12 protein-coding genes are annotated in these 12,745 nt (G+C 72.1%); 6 read left to right on the top strand and 6 right to left on the bottom strand.

Annotated features, from left to right (window positions below; genetic code table 11):
• Positions 1-167 precede the first annotated feature (167 nt).
• On the top strand, positions 168-2,681 hold the full coding sequence (locus tag ACYVP9_RS09910; RefSeq protein ID WP_460604634.1) for an ATP-dependent Clp protease ATP-binding subunit: 2,514 nt from the start codon (positions 168-170) through the stop codon (positions 2,679-2,681).
• Between the two features lie 65 nt (positions 2,682-2,746).
• Here the strand turns inward: ACYVP9_RS09910 and ACYVP9_RS09905 are convergent, their stop codons facing one another.
• On the bottom strand, positions 2,747-3,634 hold the full coding sequence (locus ACYVP9_RS09905) for an HhH-GPD family protein (protein ID WP_460604632.1): 888 nt from the start codon (positions 3,632-3,634) through the stop codon (positions 2,747-2,749).
• Between the two features lie 101 nt (positions 3,635-3,735).
• Here ACYVP9_RS09905 and ACYVP9_RS09900 point away from each other — a divergent pair, with 101 nt between their 5' ends.
• Positions 3,736-4,395, top strand: a complete 660-nt coding sequence (locus ACYVP9_RS09900) for a hypothetical protein (RefSeq protein WP_460604631.1) — start codon at positions 3,736-3,738, stop codon at positions 4,393-4,395.
• A gap of 174 nt (positions 4,396-4,569) precedes the next feature.
• On the opposite strand, the gene disA is transcribed toward ACYVP9_RS09900, so the two are convergent.
• The 3 genes from disA to ACYVP9_RS09885 form a co-directional block, all read right to left on the bottom strand.
• Positions 4,570-5,649, bottom strand: a complete 1,080-nt coding sequence (gene disA, locus ACYVP9_RS09895) for a DNA integrity scanning protein DisA (protein ID WP_460604629.1) — start codon at positions 5,647-5,649, stop codon at positions 4,570-4,572.
• A gap of 48 nt (positions 5,650-5,697) precedes the next feature.
• The gene (radA, locus tag ACYVP9_RS09890; protein ID WP_460604627.1) at positions 5,698-7,194 is read right to left on the bottom strand and encodes a DNA repair protein RadA; all 1,497 of its coding nucleotides are present in this window, start codon (positions 7,192-7,194) and stop codon (positions 5,698-5,700) included.
• An 86-nt stretch (positions 7,195-7,280) separates the two neighbouring features.
• Positions 7,281-7,979, bottom strand: coding sequence for a hypothetical protein (locus tag ACYVP9_RS09885; RefSeq protein ID WP_460604625.1), 699 nt, complete (start codon positions 7,977-7,979; stop codon positions 7,281-7,283).
• 237 nt (positions 7,980-8,216) lie between these two features.
• Here ACYVP9_RS09885 and ACYVP9_RS09880 point away from each other — a divergent pair, with 237 nt between their 5' ends.
• Genes ACYVP9_RS09880 through ispF form a run of 3 tightly spaced genes read left to right on the top strand, consistent with a single transcriptional unit; the run spans position 8,217 to position 9,871 of the window.
• Positions 8,217-8,708, top strand: a complete 492-nt coding sequence (locus ACYVP9_RS09880; RefSeq protein WP_460604623.1) for a CarD family transcriptional regulator — start codon at positions 8,217-8,219, stop codon at positions 8,706-8,708.
• Positions 8,709-8,739: 31 nt separating this feature from the next.
• Positions 8,740-9,408: a 2-C-methyl-D-erythritol 4-phosphate cytidylyltransferase gene (ispD, locus tag ACYVP9_RS09875; protein ID WP_460604621.1), complete on the top strand. Its 669-nt coding sequence runs from the start codon at positions 8,740-8,742 to the stop codon at positions 9,406-9,408.
• 1 nt (position 9,409) lies between these two features.
• Positions 9,410-9,871 carry a 2-C-methyl-D-erythritol 2,4-cyclodiphosphate synthase gene (gene ispF, locus ACYVP9_RS09870; RefSeq protein ID WP_460605053.1) on the top strand — a complete coding sequence of 154 codons (462 nt, stop codon included), beginning with the start codon at positions 9,410-9,412 and terminating at the stop codon, positions 9,869-9,871.
• On the opposite strand, the gene ACYVP9_RS09865 is transcribed toward ispF, so the two are convergent.
• Positions 9,861-10,970, bottom strand: coding sequence for a trans-sulfuration enzyme family protein (locus ACYVP9_RS09865; RefSeq protein WP_460604619.1), 1,110 nt, complete (start codon positions 10,968-10,970; stop codon positions 9,861-9,863). The genes ispF and ACYVP9_RS09865 overlap by 11 nt on opposite strands.
• Positions 10,971-11,003: 33 nt before the next feature.
• Between ACYVP9_RS09865 and rlmB the strand changes: the two genes are divergently transcribed.
• Positions 11,004-11,954: a TrmH family RNA methyltransferase gene (gene rlmB / locus ACYVP9_RS09860; protein ID WP_460604618.1), complete on the top strand. Its 951-nt coding sequence runs from the start codon at positions 11,004-11,006 to the stop codon at positions 11,952-11,954.
• Here rlmB and ACYVP9_RS09855 read toward each other — a convergent pair.
• On the bottom strand, positions 11,951-12,691 hold the full coding sequence (locus ACYVP9_RS09855; RefSeq protein WP_460604616.1) for a lysophospholipid acyltransferase family protein: 741 nt from the start codon (positions 12,689-12,691) through the stop codon (positions 11,951-11,953). The two genes, rlmB and ACYVP9_RS09855, sit on opposite strands and share 4 nt — an antisense overlap.
• Between the last annotated feature and the right edge of the window lie 54 nt (positions 12,692-12,745).

Raw genomic sequence — 12,745 nt, 5'->3', positions numbered from 1 at the left:
CCGACCCGTTATCGCGTCATTGTGGACGGGCGGGGGCGGGCGCCGTTCGCCGCGGGCGTAATCAAACCGGGCATCCCGGTCCCCGTCCGTCCGTTGCAGCGAGCAGTCGCCCCCCGACGGCGACTACAGTTGGTCACGAGCGTTCTCAGCGCGGAAGGAGCTGCCTGATGTTCGAACGGTTCACGGACCGCGCGCGGCGGGTTGTCGTCCTGGCCCAAGAAGAGGCCCGGATGCTCAACCACAACTACATCGGTACCGAGCACATCCTGCTCGGGCTGATCCACGAGGGCGAGGGCGTCGCGGCCAAGGCCCTCGAGTCCCTCGGTATCTCTCTGGACGCCGTGCGCCAGCAGGTCGAGGAGATCATCGGCCAGGGCCAGCAGGCGCCGAGCGGGCACATCCCGTTCACGCCGCGGGCCAAGAAGGTGCTCGAGCTCTCGCTGCGCGAGGCGCTGCAGCTCGGCCACAACTACATCGGCACCGAGCACATCCTGCTCGGTCTCATCCGCGAGGGTGAGGGCGTCGCCGCGCAGGTGCTGGTGAAGCTGGGCGCCGACCTCAACAAGGTGCGCCAGCAGGTCATCCAGCTGCTCAACGGCTACCAGAGCAAGGAGCCCGCCGGCACGGCCACCGAGGCCACGCCGTCGACGAGCCTCGTGCTCGACCAGTTCGGCCGCAACCTCACGCAGGCCGCCCGCGAGGGCAAGCTCGACCCGGTCATCGGGCGCGAGAAAGAGGTCGAGCGCGTGATGCAGGTGCTCAGCCGCCGCACCAAGAACAACCCGGTGCTGATCGGCGAGCCCGGCGTCGGCAAGACCGCCGTCGTCGAGGGGCTGGCGCAGGCCGTCGTCAAGGGCGAGGTGCCCGAGACGCTGAAGGACAAGCAGCTGTACACCCTCGACCTCGGGTCGTTGGTCGCCGGCTCGCGGTACCGCGGTGACTTCGAGGAGCGCCTGAAGAAGGTGCTCAAGGAGATCCGCACCCGCGGCGACATCATCATGTTCATCGACGAGATCCACACGCTCGTCGGTGCCGGAGCGGCCGAGGGCGCCATCGACGCGGCCTCGATCCTGAAGCCGATGCTCGCCCGCGGTGAGCTGCAGACGATCGGCGCGACCACCCTCGACGAGTACCGCAAGCACCTCGAGAAGGACGCTGCCCTCGAGCGGCGCTTCCAGCCCATCCAGGTGCCCGAGCCGAGCGTGGCCCACACCATCGAGATCCTCAAGGGTCTGCGTGATCGGTACGAGGCGCACCACCGCATCTCGATCACCGACGCCGCGCTCGTCGCCGCCGCCGGGCTGGCCGACCGCTACATCAGCGACCGGTTCCTGCCCGACAAGGCGATCGACCTCATCGACGAGGCCGGCGCGCGCATGCGCATCCGTCGCATGACCGCCCCGCCGGACCTGCGCGAGTTCGACGAGCGCATCGCCGACGTGCGTCGCGAGAAGGAATCCTCGATCGACGCGCAGGACTTCGAGAAGGCGGCGGCTCTCCGCGACAAGGAGAAGACGCTGCTGGCCGAGAAGGCGCAGCGCGAGCAGGAGTGGAAGGCGGGCGACCTCGACGTCGTCGCCGAGGTCGACGACGAGGAGATCGCCGAGGTCCTCGCGACGTGGACGGGCATCCCGGTCTTCAAGCTGACCGAGGAGGAGACCGCCCGGCTGCTGCGCATGGAGGACGAGCTCCACAAGCGCGTCATCGGCCAGGAGCAGGCCATCAAGGCCGTCTCCCAGGCCATCCGGCGCACGCGGGCGGGCCTCAAGGACCCGAAGCGTCCGGGCGGCTCGTTCATCTTCGCCGGCCCGTCCGGTGTCGGTAAGACCGAGCTGTCCAAGACGCTGGCCGCGTTCCTGTTCGGCGACGACGACGCGTTGATCCAGATCGACATGTCCGAGTTCCACGACCGGTACACGGTGTCGCGCCTGGTCGGTGCTCCTCCCGGCTACGTCGGCTACGACGAGGGCGGCCAGCTCACCGAGAAGGTGCGCCGCAAGCCGTTCTCGGTGGTGCTGTTCGACGAGGTCGAGAAGGCCCACCCGGACGTCTTCAACACGCTGCTGCAGGTGCTCGAGGACGGCCGCCTGACCGACGGCCAGGGCCGCATCGTCGACTTCAAGAACACGGTGCTGATCCTGACCACCAACCTCGGTACCCGTGACGTCTCGAAGGCGGTCTCGCTCGGGTTCGCGGCGTCCAGCGACACCGAGTCGAACTACGAGCGCATGAAGCAGAAGGTCAACGACGAGCTGAAGCAGCACTTCCGCCCGGAGTTCCTCAACCGCATCGACGACATCATCGTGTTCCACCAGCTCAGCGAGGCCGAGATCGTCCAGATCGTCGATCTCATGCTCGCCCGCCTCGACGTCCAGCTGCGCAACAAGGACATGGGCATCGAGCTGACCCAGGACGCGAAGAACCTGCTCGCCGAGAAGGGTTACGACCCCGTGCTGGGTGCCCGGCCGCTGCGCCGCACCATCCAGCGCGAGATCGAGGACCCGCTGTCGGAGAAGATCCTGTTCGGCGAACTCGAGCCCGGCCAGATCGTGCTCGTCGACGTCGAGCCGGCCGACCCGATGAAGAAGGACGGTCCCAAGACGTTCTCCTTCCGCGGTGAGGCGAAGCCGTCGACGCTCGCGCTCGACGAGCCGCCGGCGGCGGGCGTGTCCGCCGACTGACGACCCGCACGACCCACGGAGCCCGTCCGGACACTGTCCGGGCGGGCTCCGTCGTACCCCGGCCCTCAGCCCGGCAGGGCGTAGGTGCCGTCGGGCAACGGGTCGACGAGGCCGTCCGCCACGAGGGTGTCGAGCGCGCGCTCGCGCTGCACCGGGTCAGACCACACCAGGTCCAGCGCGGGCTTCGCGACCGGCGCGTCCGCCGCGCGCAGCACACCCATGAGCAGCCCGCGCACCTGACGGTCGGTGCCGGCGAACGTCTGCGCACGGACGGCCGGGCCGGCGTACGGCGGCGACCCCGCCAGCCGCCAGGCGCACTGCGCGGACACGGGGCACCGGTCGCACCGCGGCGTGCGCGCCAGGCAGACCAGCGCCCCCAGTTCCATGAGCGCGATGCTCAGCCGGGCGGCGCGTCGCTCGTCGTCCGGCAGCAGTGCCTCGACCTCGGCGAGATCGCGCCCGGTGGACGGTGGCCCCGCGTTGCCCTGACCGGTCACGGCGCGGGCCACGACCCGGCGCACGTTCGTGTCGACCACGGGCTGCCGCTGCCCGAACGCGAACACGGCCACCGCGCGCGCGGTGTAGACGCCGACGCCGGGCAGCGACAGCAGCGCGTCGACGTCCGCGGGAACGTCGCCGCCGAACCGCTCGACGAGCGCGACCGCGCAGGCGTGCAGGCGCAGCGCCCGGCGCGGGTACCCGAGGCGGTCCCACATGCGGATGGCCTCGCCGGCCGGGGCGGCCGCCAGGTCGGCGGGGCTCGGCCAGCGGCGCAGCCAGGCCGTCCAGGCGGGCAGGACCCGGTTCACCGGCGTCTGCTGCAGCATGACCTCGCTGACCAGCACCGCCCACGGCCCGACCCCGGGCGCGCGCCACGGCAGGTCACGGGCCTCACGGGCGTACCAGGCGGTCAGCGGCGCGACGAGCGGGTGGTCCGCGGACGGTGCAGGCATGGCTCCCGGATCGTCGCACGGCCGCCGCGCGGCCCGGTGCGCGCGTCGCTCGCGGGGTTCCTGGGCGCTCGGGTTAGCGTGGGGCCGACATGTTCTCGCCCGTGGGTAATCTGCCGCCGTCGGTGTACTGGCGCCGCCGGATCCTTGTGATCGGCTCCGTCGTCCTGCTCCTGCTGCTGCTCGTGCTGACCGTGCGCGCCGTGACCGGCGGCGGTGGCACCACCCCGGTCGCGGACGGATCGTCGACCCCGACCGGCGCCTCCACCGTCGCGCCCACCACCAGCGGCGGACGGTCCACCACCCGCGGCTCCTCGACGGAGCGGGAGGCGACCGCCCGCAGCTCGTCGAGCATGCCCCGCACCTCGGCCGCTCCGAAGCAGTGCGCGAAGGCGGACCTCGCCGTGCAGGCGGTCGTCGGCAAGTCGACCTACAAGGTGGGCGACAAGCCGGTCGTCGAGCTGCAGGTCACCAACGTCGGCGCCAAGCCCTGCATCCAGGACCTCGCCGACCAGCAGGTCGTGCTCAAGGTCTACAACGGGGAGTCCCGCGTCTGGGGCAGCCACGACTGCGAGGTGCAGAAGGGCACCAACGAGCGCACCCTGCCGGTGCGCAAGCCCGTGCGCGTCAGCATCACCTGGTCGGGACAGACCTCGCAGGAAGGCTGCAAGGGCACCCGCCAGCGCGTCGGTGTCGGCACCTACACCCTCTACGCCACCCTCGCCGGCAAGGACGGCAAAGCCGCCCAGTTCTCGATCTCGTGACGCCCAGGCACACGATCTGCGGCGTTGTCGGCACTCGGCAGTAGCAAGCTACAGCTCTCGCGCCTCCGCCTTGCAGCTCGCGCACCTGAGCGCCACGATCTCGTGACGCCCAGGCACAGAATTCGCCGGGTTGTCGGCGCTCGGCAGTAGCAAGCTGCAGCTAGCTGGGGCGCGTCAGTTGAAGCGGTCGATGATGCTGACCTCGGCGAGCCTCGAGATGGCCTCGCGGATGGCGCGGGCGCGGCTGTCGGAGACGCCGTCGACGACCTGGAGGTCCTCGGCGGAGGCGGCCAGCAGCTTCTGCAGGCCGTCGAAGTGTTCGACGACGCGGTCGAGGATGGCCGGGTGCAGCCGCGGCACGCGCGAGAGCAGGCGGTACCCGCGGGGGCTGATCGCGCTCTCCTGCGACTCGGGCGTGTTGGGCAGGCCCAGGGCGCGGGCGACCTCGGTCAGGTCGAGCAGCTCGACCGCGGACAGCTCGCTGAGGTCGGCGAGCACCGCCTCGACGGTGCGGCCGCGCTTGCCCGGCGGCGTGTAGTCGCGGACGGTCAGCGACAGGTCGGCGTCCGAGCCCGAGACCAGTTCCTCGAGCTGCAGGGCGAGCAGCCGGCCGTCGGTGCCCAGCTCGACCACGTGGCCGGTGACCTCGTCGGCGATGCGGCGCACCATCTCGAGCCGCTGCACGACCACCGCGGCGTCGCGGACCGTGACGAGGTCCTCGATCTCGAGCGCGGACAGCGCCTGCGAGACCTCCTCGAGGCGCGAGGTGTAGCGCTCGAGCGTGGCGACGGCCTGATTGGCGCGCGACAGGATCTCGCCGGTGCCCTCGAGCACGTACCGGCGGTCGCCGACGTACAGGCTGATGATGCGCATCGACTGCGACACCGAGATCACGGGATAGCCGGTCTGCAGCGCCACCCGTTGGGCGGTGCGGTGCCGGGTGCCGGACTCCTCGGTGGGGATGGCCGGATCGGGCATGAGGTGCGTGGCCGAGTAGACGATGCGCAGGCCGTCGGTGCTCAGCACGACCGCGCCGTCCATCTTGCACAGCTCGCGCAGGCGCGTGGACGAGAAGTCGACGTCGAGCGGGAAGCCGCCGGTGCACAACCGCTCGACGGTGTCGTCCCACCCGATGACGATCAGTGCGCCGGTGTTGCCGCGCAGGATGCGCTCGAGCCCGTCGCGCAGGGCGGTGCCGGGCGCGACGGTGGCGAGGACGGAACGCAGCGCGTCGTCCCGTTCGGTGCCCGGCATGGTGAGTCCTCCGTCAGTGGCTGTCGTCGATCAGCTTAGAACGCGGGGTCAGGACGGTGCTCCCGATTCCGCGTCCGCGCCGTCCGTGCCGTCCGCACCGCCGAAACCGACCGACCGCAGGGTGACGTGGGTGTCGGTGGTGCGGCGACCCGGGTTGACCGGGGGAGGGGCGACGAGCGCCAGCAACGACTCCTCGACCGAGCCCACCTCGATGAGCCGTGCGGACGCGACCGAGCGGCCGAGCCGCTGCCGGGTGCCGACCGGAACGAGCAATCGCTTGAAGCCGAGCCGCAGTGCCTCGGACACGCGCTCGGACATCTGCGTGGCCGGACGGATGTCACCGGACAACGTGACCTCGCCGATGGCGAGCATGTCGAGCGGCATCGTCCGTCCGCCCGCCGCCGAGAAGATCGCGAGGCAGACGGCGAGATCGGTGGCCGGGTCGTTGAGCTTCATGCCGGCGACGGTGGCGAGGAAGACGTCGCGGTCGAACAGCCGGGTCTTGGCCGACCGCTCGCTGACCGCGATGAGCATCGCGCAGCGGCCGTTGTCGAGCCCTGAGAACGCGCGGCGGGGGTTCGGCACGGTGGTCTGCGCGACCAGTGCCTGCACCTCGGCGAGCAGGGCGCGGTTGCCCTCGACGGTGACGGTGACGCACGTGCCCGGTACCGGCAGCTCGCGTTGCTCGCGGAACAGGCTGCTCGGGTCGAGCACCTCCTGCATGCCGCCGTCGGTCTGCTCGAAGGCGGCGACCTCGAGCGAGCCGAACCGGTTCTTGACCGCGCGCAGCAACCGCAGCGACGTGTGCCGGTCGCCGTCGAGGCTCAGCGTGGTGTCGACGATGTGCTCGAGCGCGCGGGGACCGGCGACGGTGGAGTCCTTGGTCACCTGGCCGACCAGCAGCATCGGCAGGCCGCGGGCCTTCGCGACGCGGGTGAGGACGGACGCGACCTCCATGACCTGGGTGACCCCGCCCGCCCGTCCGTCGACGTCGGCGGACGAGACCGTCTGCACCGAGTCGACGACCACGAGCGCGGCGTCGGGATGGGCCTCGATGTGGCCGAGCACGGCACCGAGGTCGGTGTCGTCGGCGAGCAGGAGGTTCGGCGAGACGGCCCCGATGCGGCGGGCCCGCACCGCGATCTGCTCGACCGACTCCTCGCCGGAGACGTAGAGCACCGGACGCCGCTGCGTCTGCGCGACCGAGTCGGCGACGGCGAGCAGCAGCGTGCTCTTGCCGGAGCCGGGCGGACCGCTGCACAGGCACACCTGCCCGGGGACGAGACCGCCGCCGATGACACGGTCGAACTCGCCGATGCCGGTGCCGGTGCGCCGCGCCGGCTCGCCCGCGGTGACCTCGCTGACCGGCCGGGCCGGGCGGGCGGGGGCAGAGGCGGTGGCCGCCGCCCGCAACCCGCTGGTGGACGCGACCGGGGCCGCTTCGGAGACGGTGGAGAACTCGCCGCAGCGCGGGCAGCGGCCGTACCACTTGCTGCTCGTGGCGTCGCACGCCGAGCAGCGGAACGTCGTCGCCGGCTTGGCCATCAGCGCGACCCGGAGGTGCAGAGCTTCACGGGCGAGACGCTAACCGCGACCTCCGACAGAACCCGGACGCCGCGGCGGGCGGACGGCTACTCGCCGCCTTCGCCCTCGCTGCCGGGGGCGACGGCCGGCTCCTCCGGACGCTCGCCGATCTGCACCGGGACGCTGACGGTCACGGTGCCGGCCTTCGCGAACGTGAAGGTGACCTTGATCGTCGAACCGGGGTACAGCGTGCGCGTGGTGCCGGTGAGCAGCAGGTCGGAGTTCGAGTCGGGCACACCGAACGAGGCGCGTCGCAGCGACAGGATCTTCACCGACTGGCGGCCGCCCTCGGGGGCGCCACCGTTCGAGCCCGCGCCCGACGAGGGGGCGCCGACGACGCCGGTCTCGCCGTCGGAGAACGACGGTGCGGCCGCACTCGAGGACGACTCGGACGCCGCCGACTTCGGGTAGGCGCCCCAGCCGCTCGCGGCCGCGGTGCGCACGCCGGTGAGGGTGTCGGTGGCGCGGCCGTTGTTGACGATGACGAGGGTCATCGGGATGGAACTGCCCTTGGCGTAGGAGGCCTTGCCCTCGGGCGCCTCGAGCGCGATGCCGCGCAGGTCGATGACGCCCACGCTCGCGTTGTTGCCGTCGATGCTCGGCTTCTCGTAGGCGGTCTGGGCGAGCTGGCCCGCGGCGCACGCGCCGGTGACGGCAGCGGCGGCGGCGGCCAGGCCGACGGTGCGCAGCACGGTCGTACGGCGGCTCGAGCGGGGCTCGGCGACGGTACCCGGCACAGCGTCCACAACGACTCCTGGCGATCGACGACGATCATGGTGCGACTGGAAGCGCACGGCTCCCACCGAACGCGTCCTCAGAGTAGCGAGCGGCTTCCCGACGGGCGTGCTCGGCATCGGATACACGCGGCCAGGACGCTGTCAAGCCCGTGTTCGTTGGGCTGCGTGGCCGTTGGCCGTCCGAAGAGGCGGGTCCGGACGATGTGCTGCGTGTTACCCTGGAGGGAGCGAAAGGGGCGCTCACATATGACTTTCAAGGTCGGCGAGACCGTCGTCTACCCGCACCACGGTGCAGCACTGATCGAAGCGATCGAGGAGCGACTGCTCCAGGGCGTGAAGAAGACCTACCTGCGTCTGAAGGTCGCCCAGGGCGACCTGACGGTGCTCGTCCCGGCCGAGAACGCCGAGGTCGTGGGTGTCCGCGACGTCGTCGGTCAGGAAGGCCTCGACAAGGTCTTCGAGGTCCTGCGTGCCCCGCACACCGAGGAGCCCACCAACTGGTCGCGGCGCTACAAGGCGAACGGCGAGAAGCTGGCCTCCGGTGACGTGAACAAGGTGGCCGAGGTCGTCCGTGACCTCTGGCGCCGCGACCGCGACCGCGGGCTGTCCGCCGGCGAGAAGCGCATGCTGGCCAAGGCGCGTCAGATCCTCACCAGCGAGCTCGCGCTCGCCGAGGGCACGAACGAGGACAAGGCCGAGGTCGTGCTCGACGAGGTGCTGGCCGAGGCCGTCGCCTAGCTGTAGCTCAAGTCAACTTCACATTGCCTCGATGACGGCGGCGAACGGTCCTGTGACCGTCGCCGCCGTTCTCGTTGCGGCGGGTTCCGGCTCGCGTCTCGGGGCCGACGTGCCCAAGGCGTTCGTCCGCGTCGCCGGCCGCACCCTGCTCGAGCACGCCGTCGACCGCTTCCGAGACCACCCGGGGGTGGGCGAGATCGTCGTCGTCGCCCCGCAGGCGCAGCTGCGTGCCGCCGCCGACCTGGCCGCGGCCACCGTGGTCGCCGGCGGCGCCACCCGCCAAGCCTCCGTGCTCGCCGGACTCGCCGCCGTGACCGCCGACCTCGTGCTCGTTCACGACGTGGCCCGTCCGTTCGTGCCCGGGACGGTCGTGACGGCCGTGATCGAGGCGTTGACAGCCGGAGCGGACGCGGCGGTGCCCGTGGTGCCGGTGCACGACACCATCCGCCGCATCGGCCCGGACGGCGGGTTCGCCGGCGTCGTCGACCGCGCGTCCCTCGTTGCCGTGCAGACGCCGCAGGGCTTCCGCCGCGAGGTGCTGGTCGCCGCGCACGAGGCCGGACGCCACCTCGAGGTCACCGACGACGCCGCGTTGCTCGAGGCCGCCGGGCGCACCGTCGTCGCCGTCCCCGGCGCGGACGAGGCCTTCAAGATCACGCGCCCGTGGGACCTGCGGGTGGCGGAGGCGATCGGTGGTTGAGCTGCGCACGGGTCTCGGCGTCGACGTGCACCCGATCGAGGCCGGACGCGACTGCTGGGTCGCCGGCCTGCTCTGGCCCGGGGTCGACGGCTGCGAAGGACATTCGGACGGCGACGTCGCCGCCCACGCCGCGTGCGACGCCCTGCTGTCGGCCGCCGGGCTCGGCGACCTCGGCGCGGTGTTCGGCACCGGACGGCCGGAGTGGTCGGGCGCGTCCGGCGCGGCGCTGCTGGCCGAGACCGTCCGCCTCGTCACCGCCGACGGCTGGACGATCGGCAACGTCGCCGTCCAGGTGATCGGCAACAGCCCCAAGATCGGCCCGCGCCGGGCCGAGGCCGAGGCGGCCCTGCGCGAGGTGGTGGGCGCGTCGGTGTCGGTCGCCGCGACCACCACCGACGGACTCGGGCTCACCGGGCGCGGCGAGGGGCGGGCCGCGATGGCCACCGCCCTGCTCAGCCGCTGACCGCCTGCACCAGGTCGTCCCAGAGGTCGTCGACGTCCTCGATGCCCACCGACAGGCGGACGAGCCCTTCGGGCGTTCCGTAGGCGGCGTCACCGGGGTGCCGGGCCCGCCGTTCGAGCGTCGACTCGACGCCGCCCAGCGATGTCGCGTGGGTGACGAGCCGGACGTTCGCGCAGAGCCGCTCGGCCTCGTCCGCGGTGGCGAACTCGATGCTGACGACCGCCCCGAAGGCGGCGTGGTCGCGCGAGGCGACGGCGTGCCCGGGGTCGTCCGGCAGGCCGGGATAGCGCACCCGGACGACACCCGGCAGCGACGCCGACCGGCGCGCCAGCTCGCCGGCGTTGGACCAGTGGCGCTCCATGCGGACGGCCAGCGTGCGGACGCCCCGCGTGGCCAGGTACGCCTCGAGCGTGCCCGGGGTGGAGCCGGCGAGGGTGCGGCGGTCGTGCAGCGCGGTGTGCAGCTCGCCGGACCGGGTGACGAGCACGCCGATCAGGGCGTCCGAGTGGCCGGCGAGGTACTTGGTGGCCGAGTGCATGACGACGTCCGCGCCGAGGTCGAGCGGACGCACCGCCAGCGGCGTCGAGAAGGTCGCGTCGACGGCGAAGAGCGCGCCCGCGTCGTGGGCGATCGCGGCGATCGCGGGCAGGTCGGCGACCGTCAGCAGGGGGTTCGACACGGTCTCGACCCACACCAGCGCGGCTCCGTCGGCCGCCGCCCGCACGGCGGCGTGGTCGCGGACGTCGACGGTGCGCACCTCGAGCCGACCCAGGTCCTGCTGCTCGGCGTACAGGCCGACGTACCCGCCGTAGCCCTCGCGGGGCACGACCACCGCCGATCCGGCCGGCAGCCGGTCGATCAGGCACGAGAAGGCGCTGATGCCGCTGCCGAAAGCCAGGGCGCGTCCGCCCTCGAGCGCCCCGACGACGTCCTCGAACGCGGTGACGGTGGGCGACACGTGGTGGCGTCCGTACGGGTTGGTCGCGCCGTCGAACCGGTACGCGGTCACCGGAGCGATCGGGGTGTTCACGGTGGCGCCCGGCTCGTGCGGACGTCCGGTGGCGACGACGAGCGACGAGGGCCGCAGCGGTGAGCTCACGGCTCGACGGTAGTGCCCACCTACGATGGGCGTATGGCTGGCAACTCGCAACGACGCGGCGCGATCCGCAAGGGCAAGAAGGGCGCGCAGGTCGGTTCGGGCGGTCAGCGACGTCGCGGACTCGAAGGACGCGGCCCGACCCCGAGGGCCGAGGACCGCACCGGGCACCCGGCGAACCGCAAGGCACGCCGCGACGCGCGCGACACGACGACCTCGACGCGCAGCAAGCCGCACGCGCAGGCGTCCGAACTGCTGGTCGGGCGCAACCCGGTCGCCGAGGCGATGCGCGCACGCATCCCCGCGACGGCGTTGTACGTCGCCGTCGGCGTCAGTGCGGACGAACGCATCACCGAGGCCATCCGCATGGCCGGCGACCGCAATCTGCCGATCCTCGAGATCTCCCGCGCCGAGCTCGACCGGCGGACGAACAACATCGTGCACCAGGGCATCGCGCTGCAGGTACCGCCCTTCGCGTACCACGCGCTGCCGGATCTGCTGCGCGAGGCGGACGAGAGCGGGCAGCCGCCGATGATCGTCGCGCTCGACGGTGTCACCGATCCACGCAACCTCGGTGCGATCGTCCGCTCGGCCGTGGCGTTCGGCGCGCACGGCGTGATCATCCCCGAGCGCCGGTCGGCCGAGATCACGCCGACCGCGTGGCGCACGTCCGCCGGCACCGCCGCCCGGCTGCCGATCGCGAAGGTGACGAACATCGTCCGGGCGCTCAAGGACTGCAAGGACGCCGGACTGTTCGTCGTCGGCCTCGACGCCGACGGCACGACCACGCTGGACGACCTCGAGCTGGCGACCGAACCGGTCGTGGTGGTCGTCGGGTCGGAGGGACGCGGGTTGTCGCGGCTCGTGGGCGAGACGTGCGACCTCACGCTGTCGATCCCGATGGCGGACGCCGCCGAGTCGCTCAACGCGTCCGTCGCGGCCGCGGTGACGCTGGCCGAGATCGCCCGGCGGCGCCGCCAGGCCTAAGCGGCCTTCCGCTTCCGATCGACGTACTTGCGCTCGGGGACGTAGAACGTCGCCGGCGCGGGTTCCTTGCGCAGCGTCGCGACCTCCCGGCGGACGGCGCCCATGATCTCGTCCGTGATCGCGCGCAGGTTCTCCTGCGTCGGCTCGGCGCCCTTCCAGTGGCCGAGGTCGAGCGGTTCGCCGGGTACGGCCTCCCAGGTGCGGCGCCGTCCGAGCCGCTTCAGGCTCGGGCCGCGCTTGTCGGCGCCCCACTGGCCCACCGGGACGACGGGGATCTCGGGCGCGAGCAGCACGAGCCGGGCCACGCCGGTCTTGGCCTGCATGGGCCAGTTGGCGGGGTCCTTGGTCGTCGTCCCCTCGGGGTAGATGACGACGGCCTCGCCGCTGCGCAGCGCGGTGACGGCGTCGCGCAACGCGGCGGACGCGTCGCTGGTGCCGCGGTGGACGGGGATCTGCCCTGCGCCCCTCATGATCCGGCCGACGACCGGCCACCCGAACACGCCCGACTTGATCATGAATCGGGGGATGCGACCGCTCTGCCACACGAACCGGGCCACGAGGACGGTGTCGAGTTGCGAGGTGTGGTTGACCGCGATGATCACACCGCCCTCGGACGGGGCGGGCATGCGGTCGAGGTGACGCATGCGCAGACGGAACAGCAGGGCGTCGAGCGGGTAGAGGATCACGACGCAGAGGCGGATCCAGAATCCGGCCTTCGGCTGGTGCAGACGGGACATCGATCGCCGCTTCCTGACGACTACCTACGGTTGCGTAGGTAAGTCTGCCCGGTG

The sequence above is a fragment of the Jatrophihabitans fulvus genome (assembly GCF_054781375.1).
Note: the sequence above shows the minus strand (reverse complement) of the source record. Positions and strands in the feature narration are given on the sequence as shown.

What these genes read in the sequence shown, in the direction of transcription:
- ACYVP9_RS09910 (WP_460604634.1), top strand. Translation starts at nt 168, where the DNA reads ATGTTCGAACGGTTCACGGACCGCGCGCGGCGGGTTGTCGTCCTGGCC.
- radA (WP_460604627.1), bottom strand. Translation starts at nt 7,194, where the DNA reads ATGGCCAAGCCGGCGACGACGTTCCGCTGCTCGGCGTGCGACGCCACG.
- disA (WP_460604629.1), bottom strand. Translation starts at nt 5,649, where the DNA reads ATGCCGGGCACCGAACGGGACGACGCGCTGCGTTCCGTCCTCGCCACC.
- ispD (WP_460604621.1), top strand. Translation starts at nt 8,740, where the DNA reads ATGACGGCGGCGAACGGTCCTGTGACCGTCGCCGCCGTTCTCGTTGCG.
- ACYVP9_RS09905 (WP_460604632.1), bottom strand. Translation starts at nt 3,634, where the DNA reads ATGCCTGCACCGTCCGCGGACCACCCGCTCGTCGCGCCGCTGACCGCC.
- ACYVP9_RS09880 (WP_460604623.1), top strand. Translation starts at nt 8,217, where the DNA reads ATGACTTTCAAGGTCGGCGAGACCGTCGTCTACCCGCACCACGGTGCA.
- rlmB (WP_460604618.1), top strand. Translation starts at nt 11,004, where the DNA reads ATGGCTGGCAACTCGCAACGACGCGGCGCGATCCGCAAGGGCAAGAAG.
- ACYVP9_RS09855 (WP_460604616.1), bottom strand. Translation starts at nt 12,691, where the DNA reads ATGTCCCGTCTGCACCAGCCGAAGGCCGGATTCTGGATCCGCCTCTGC.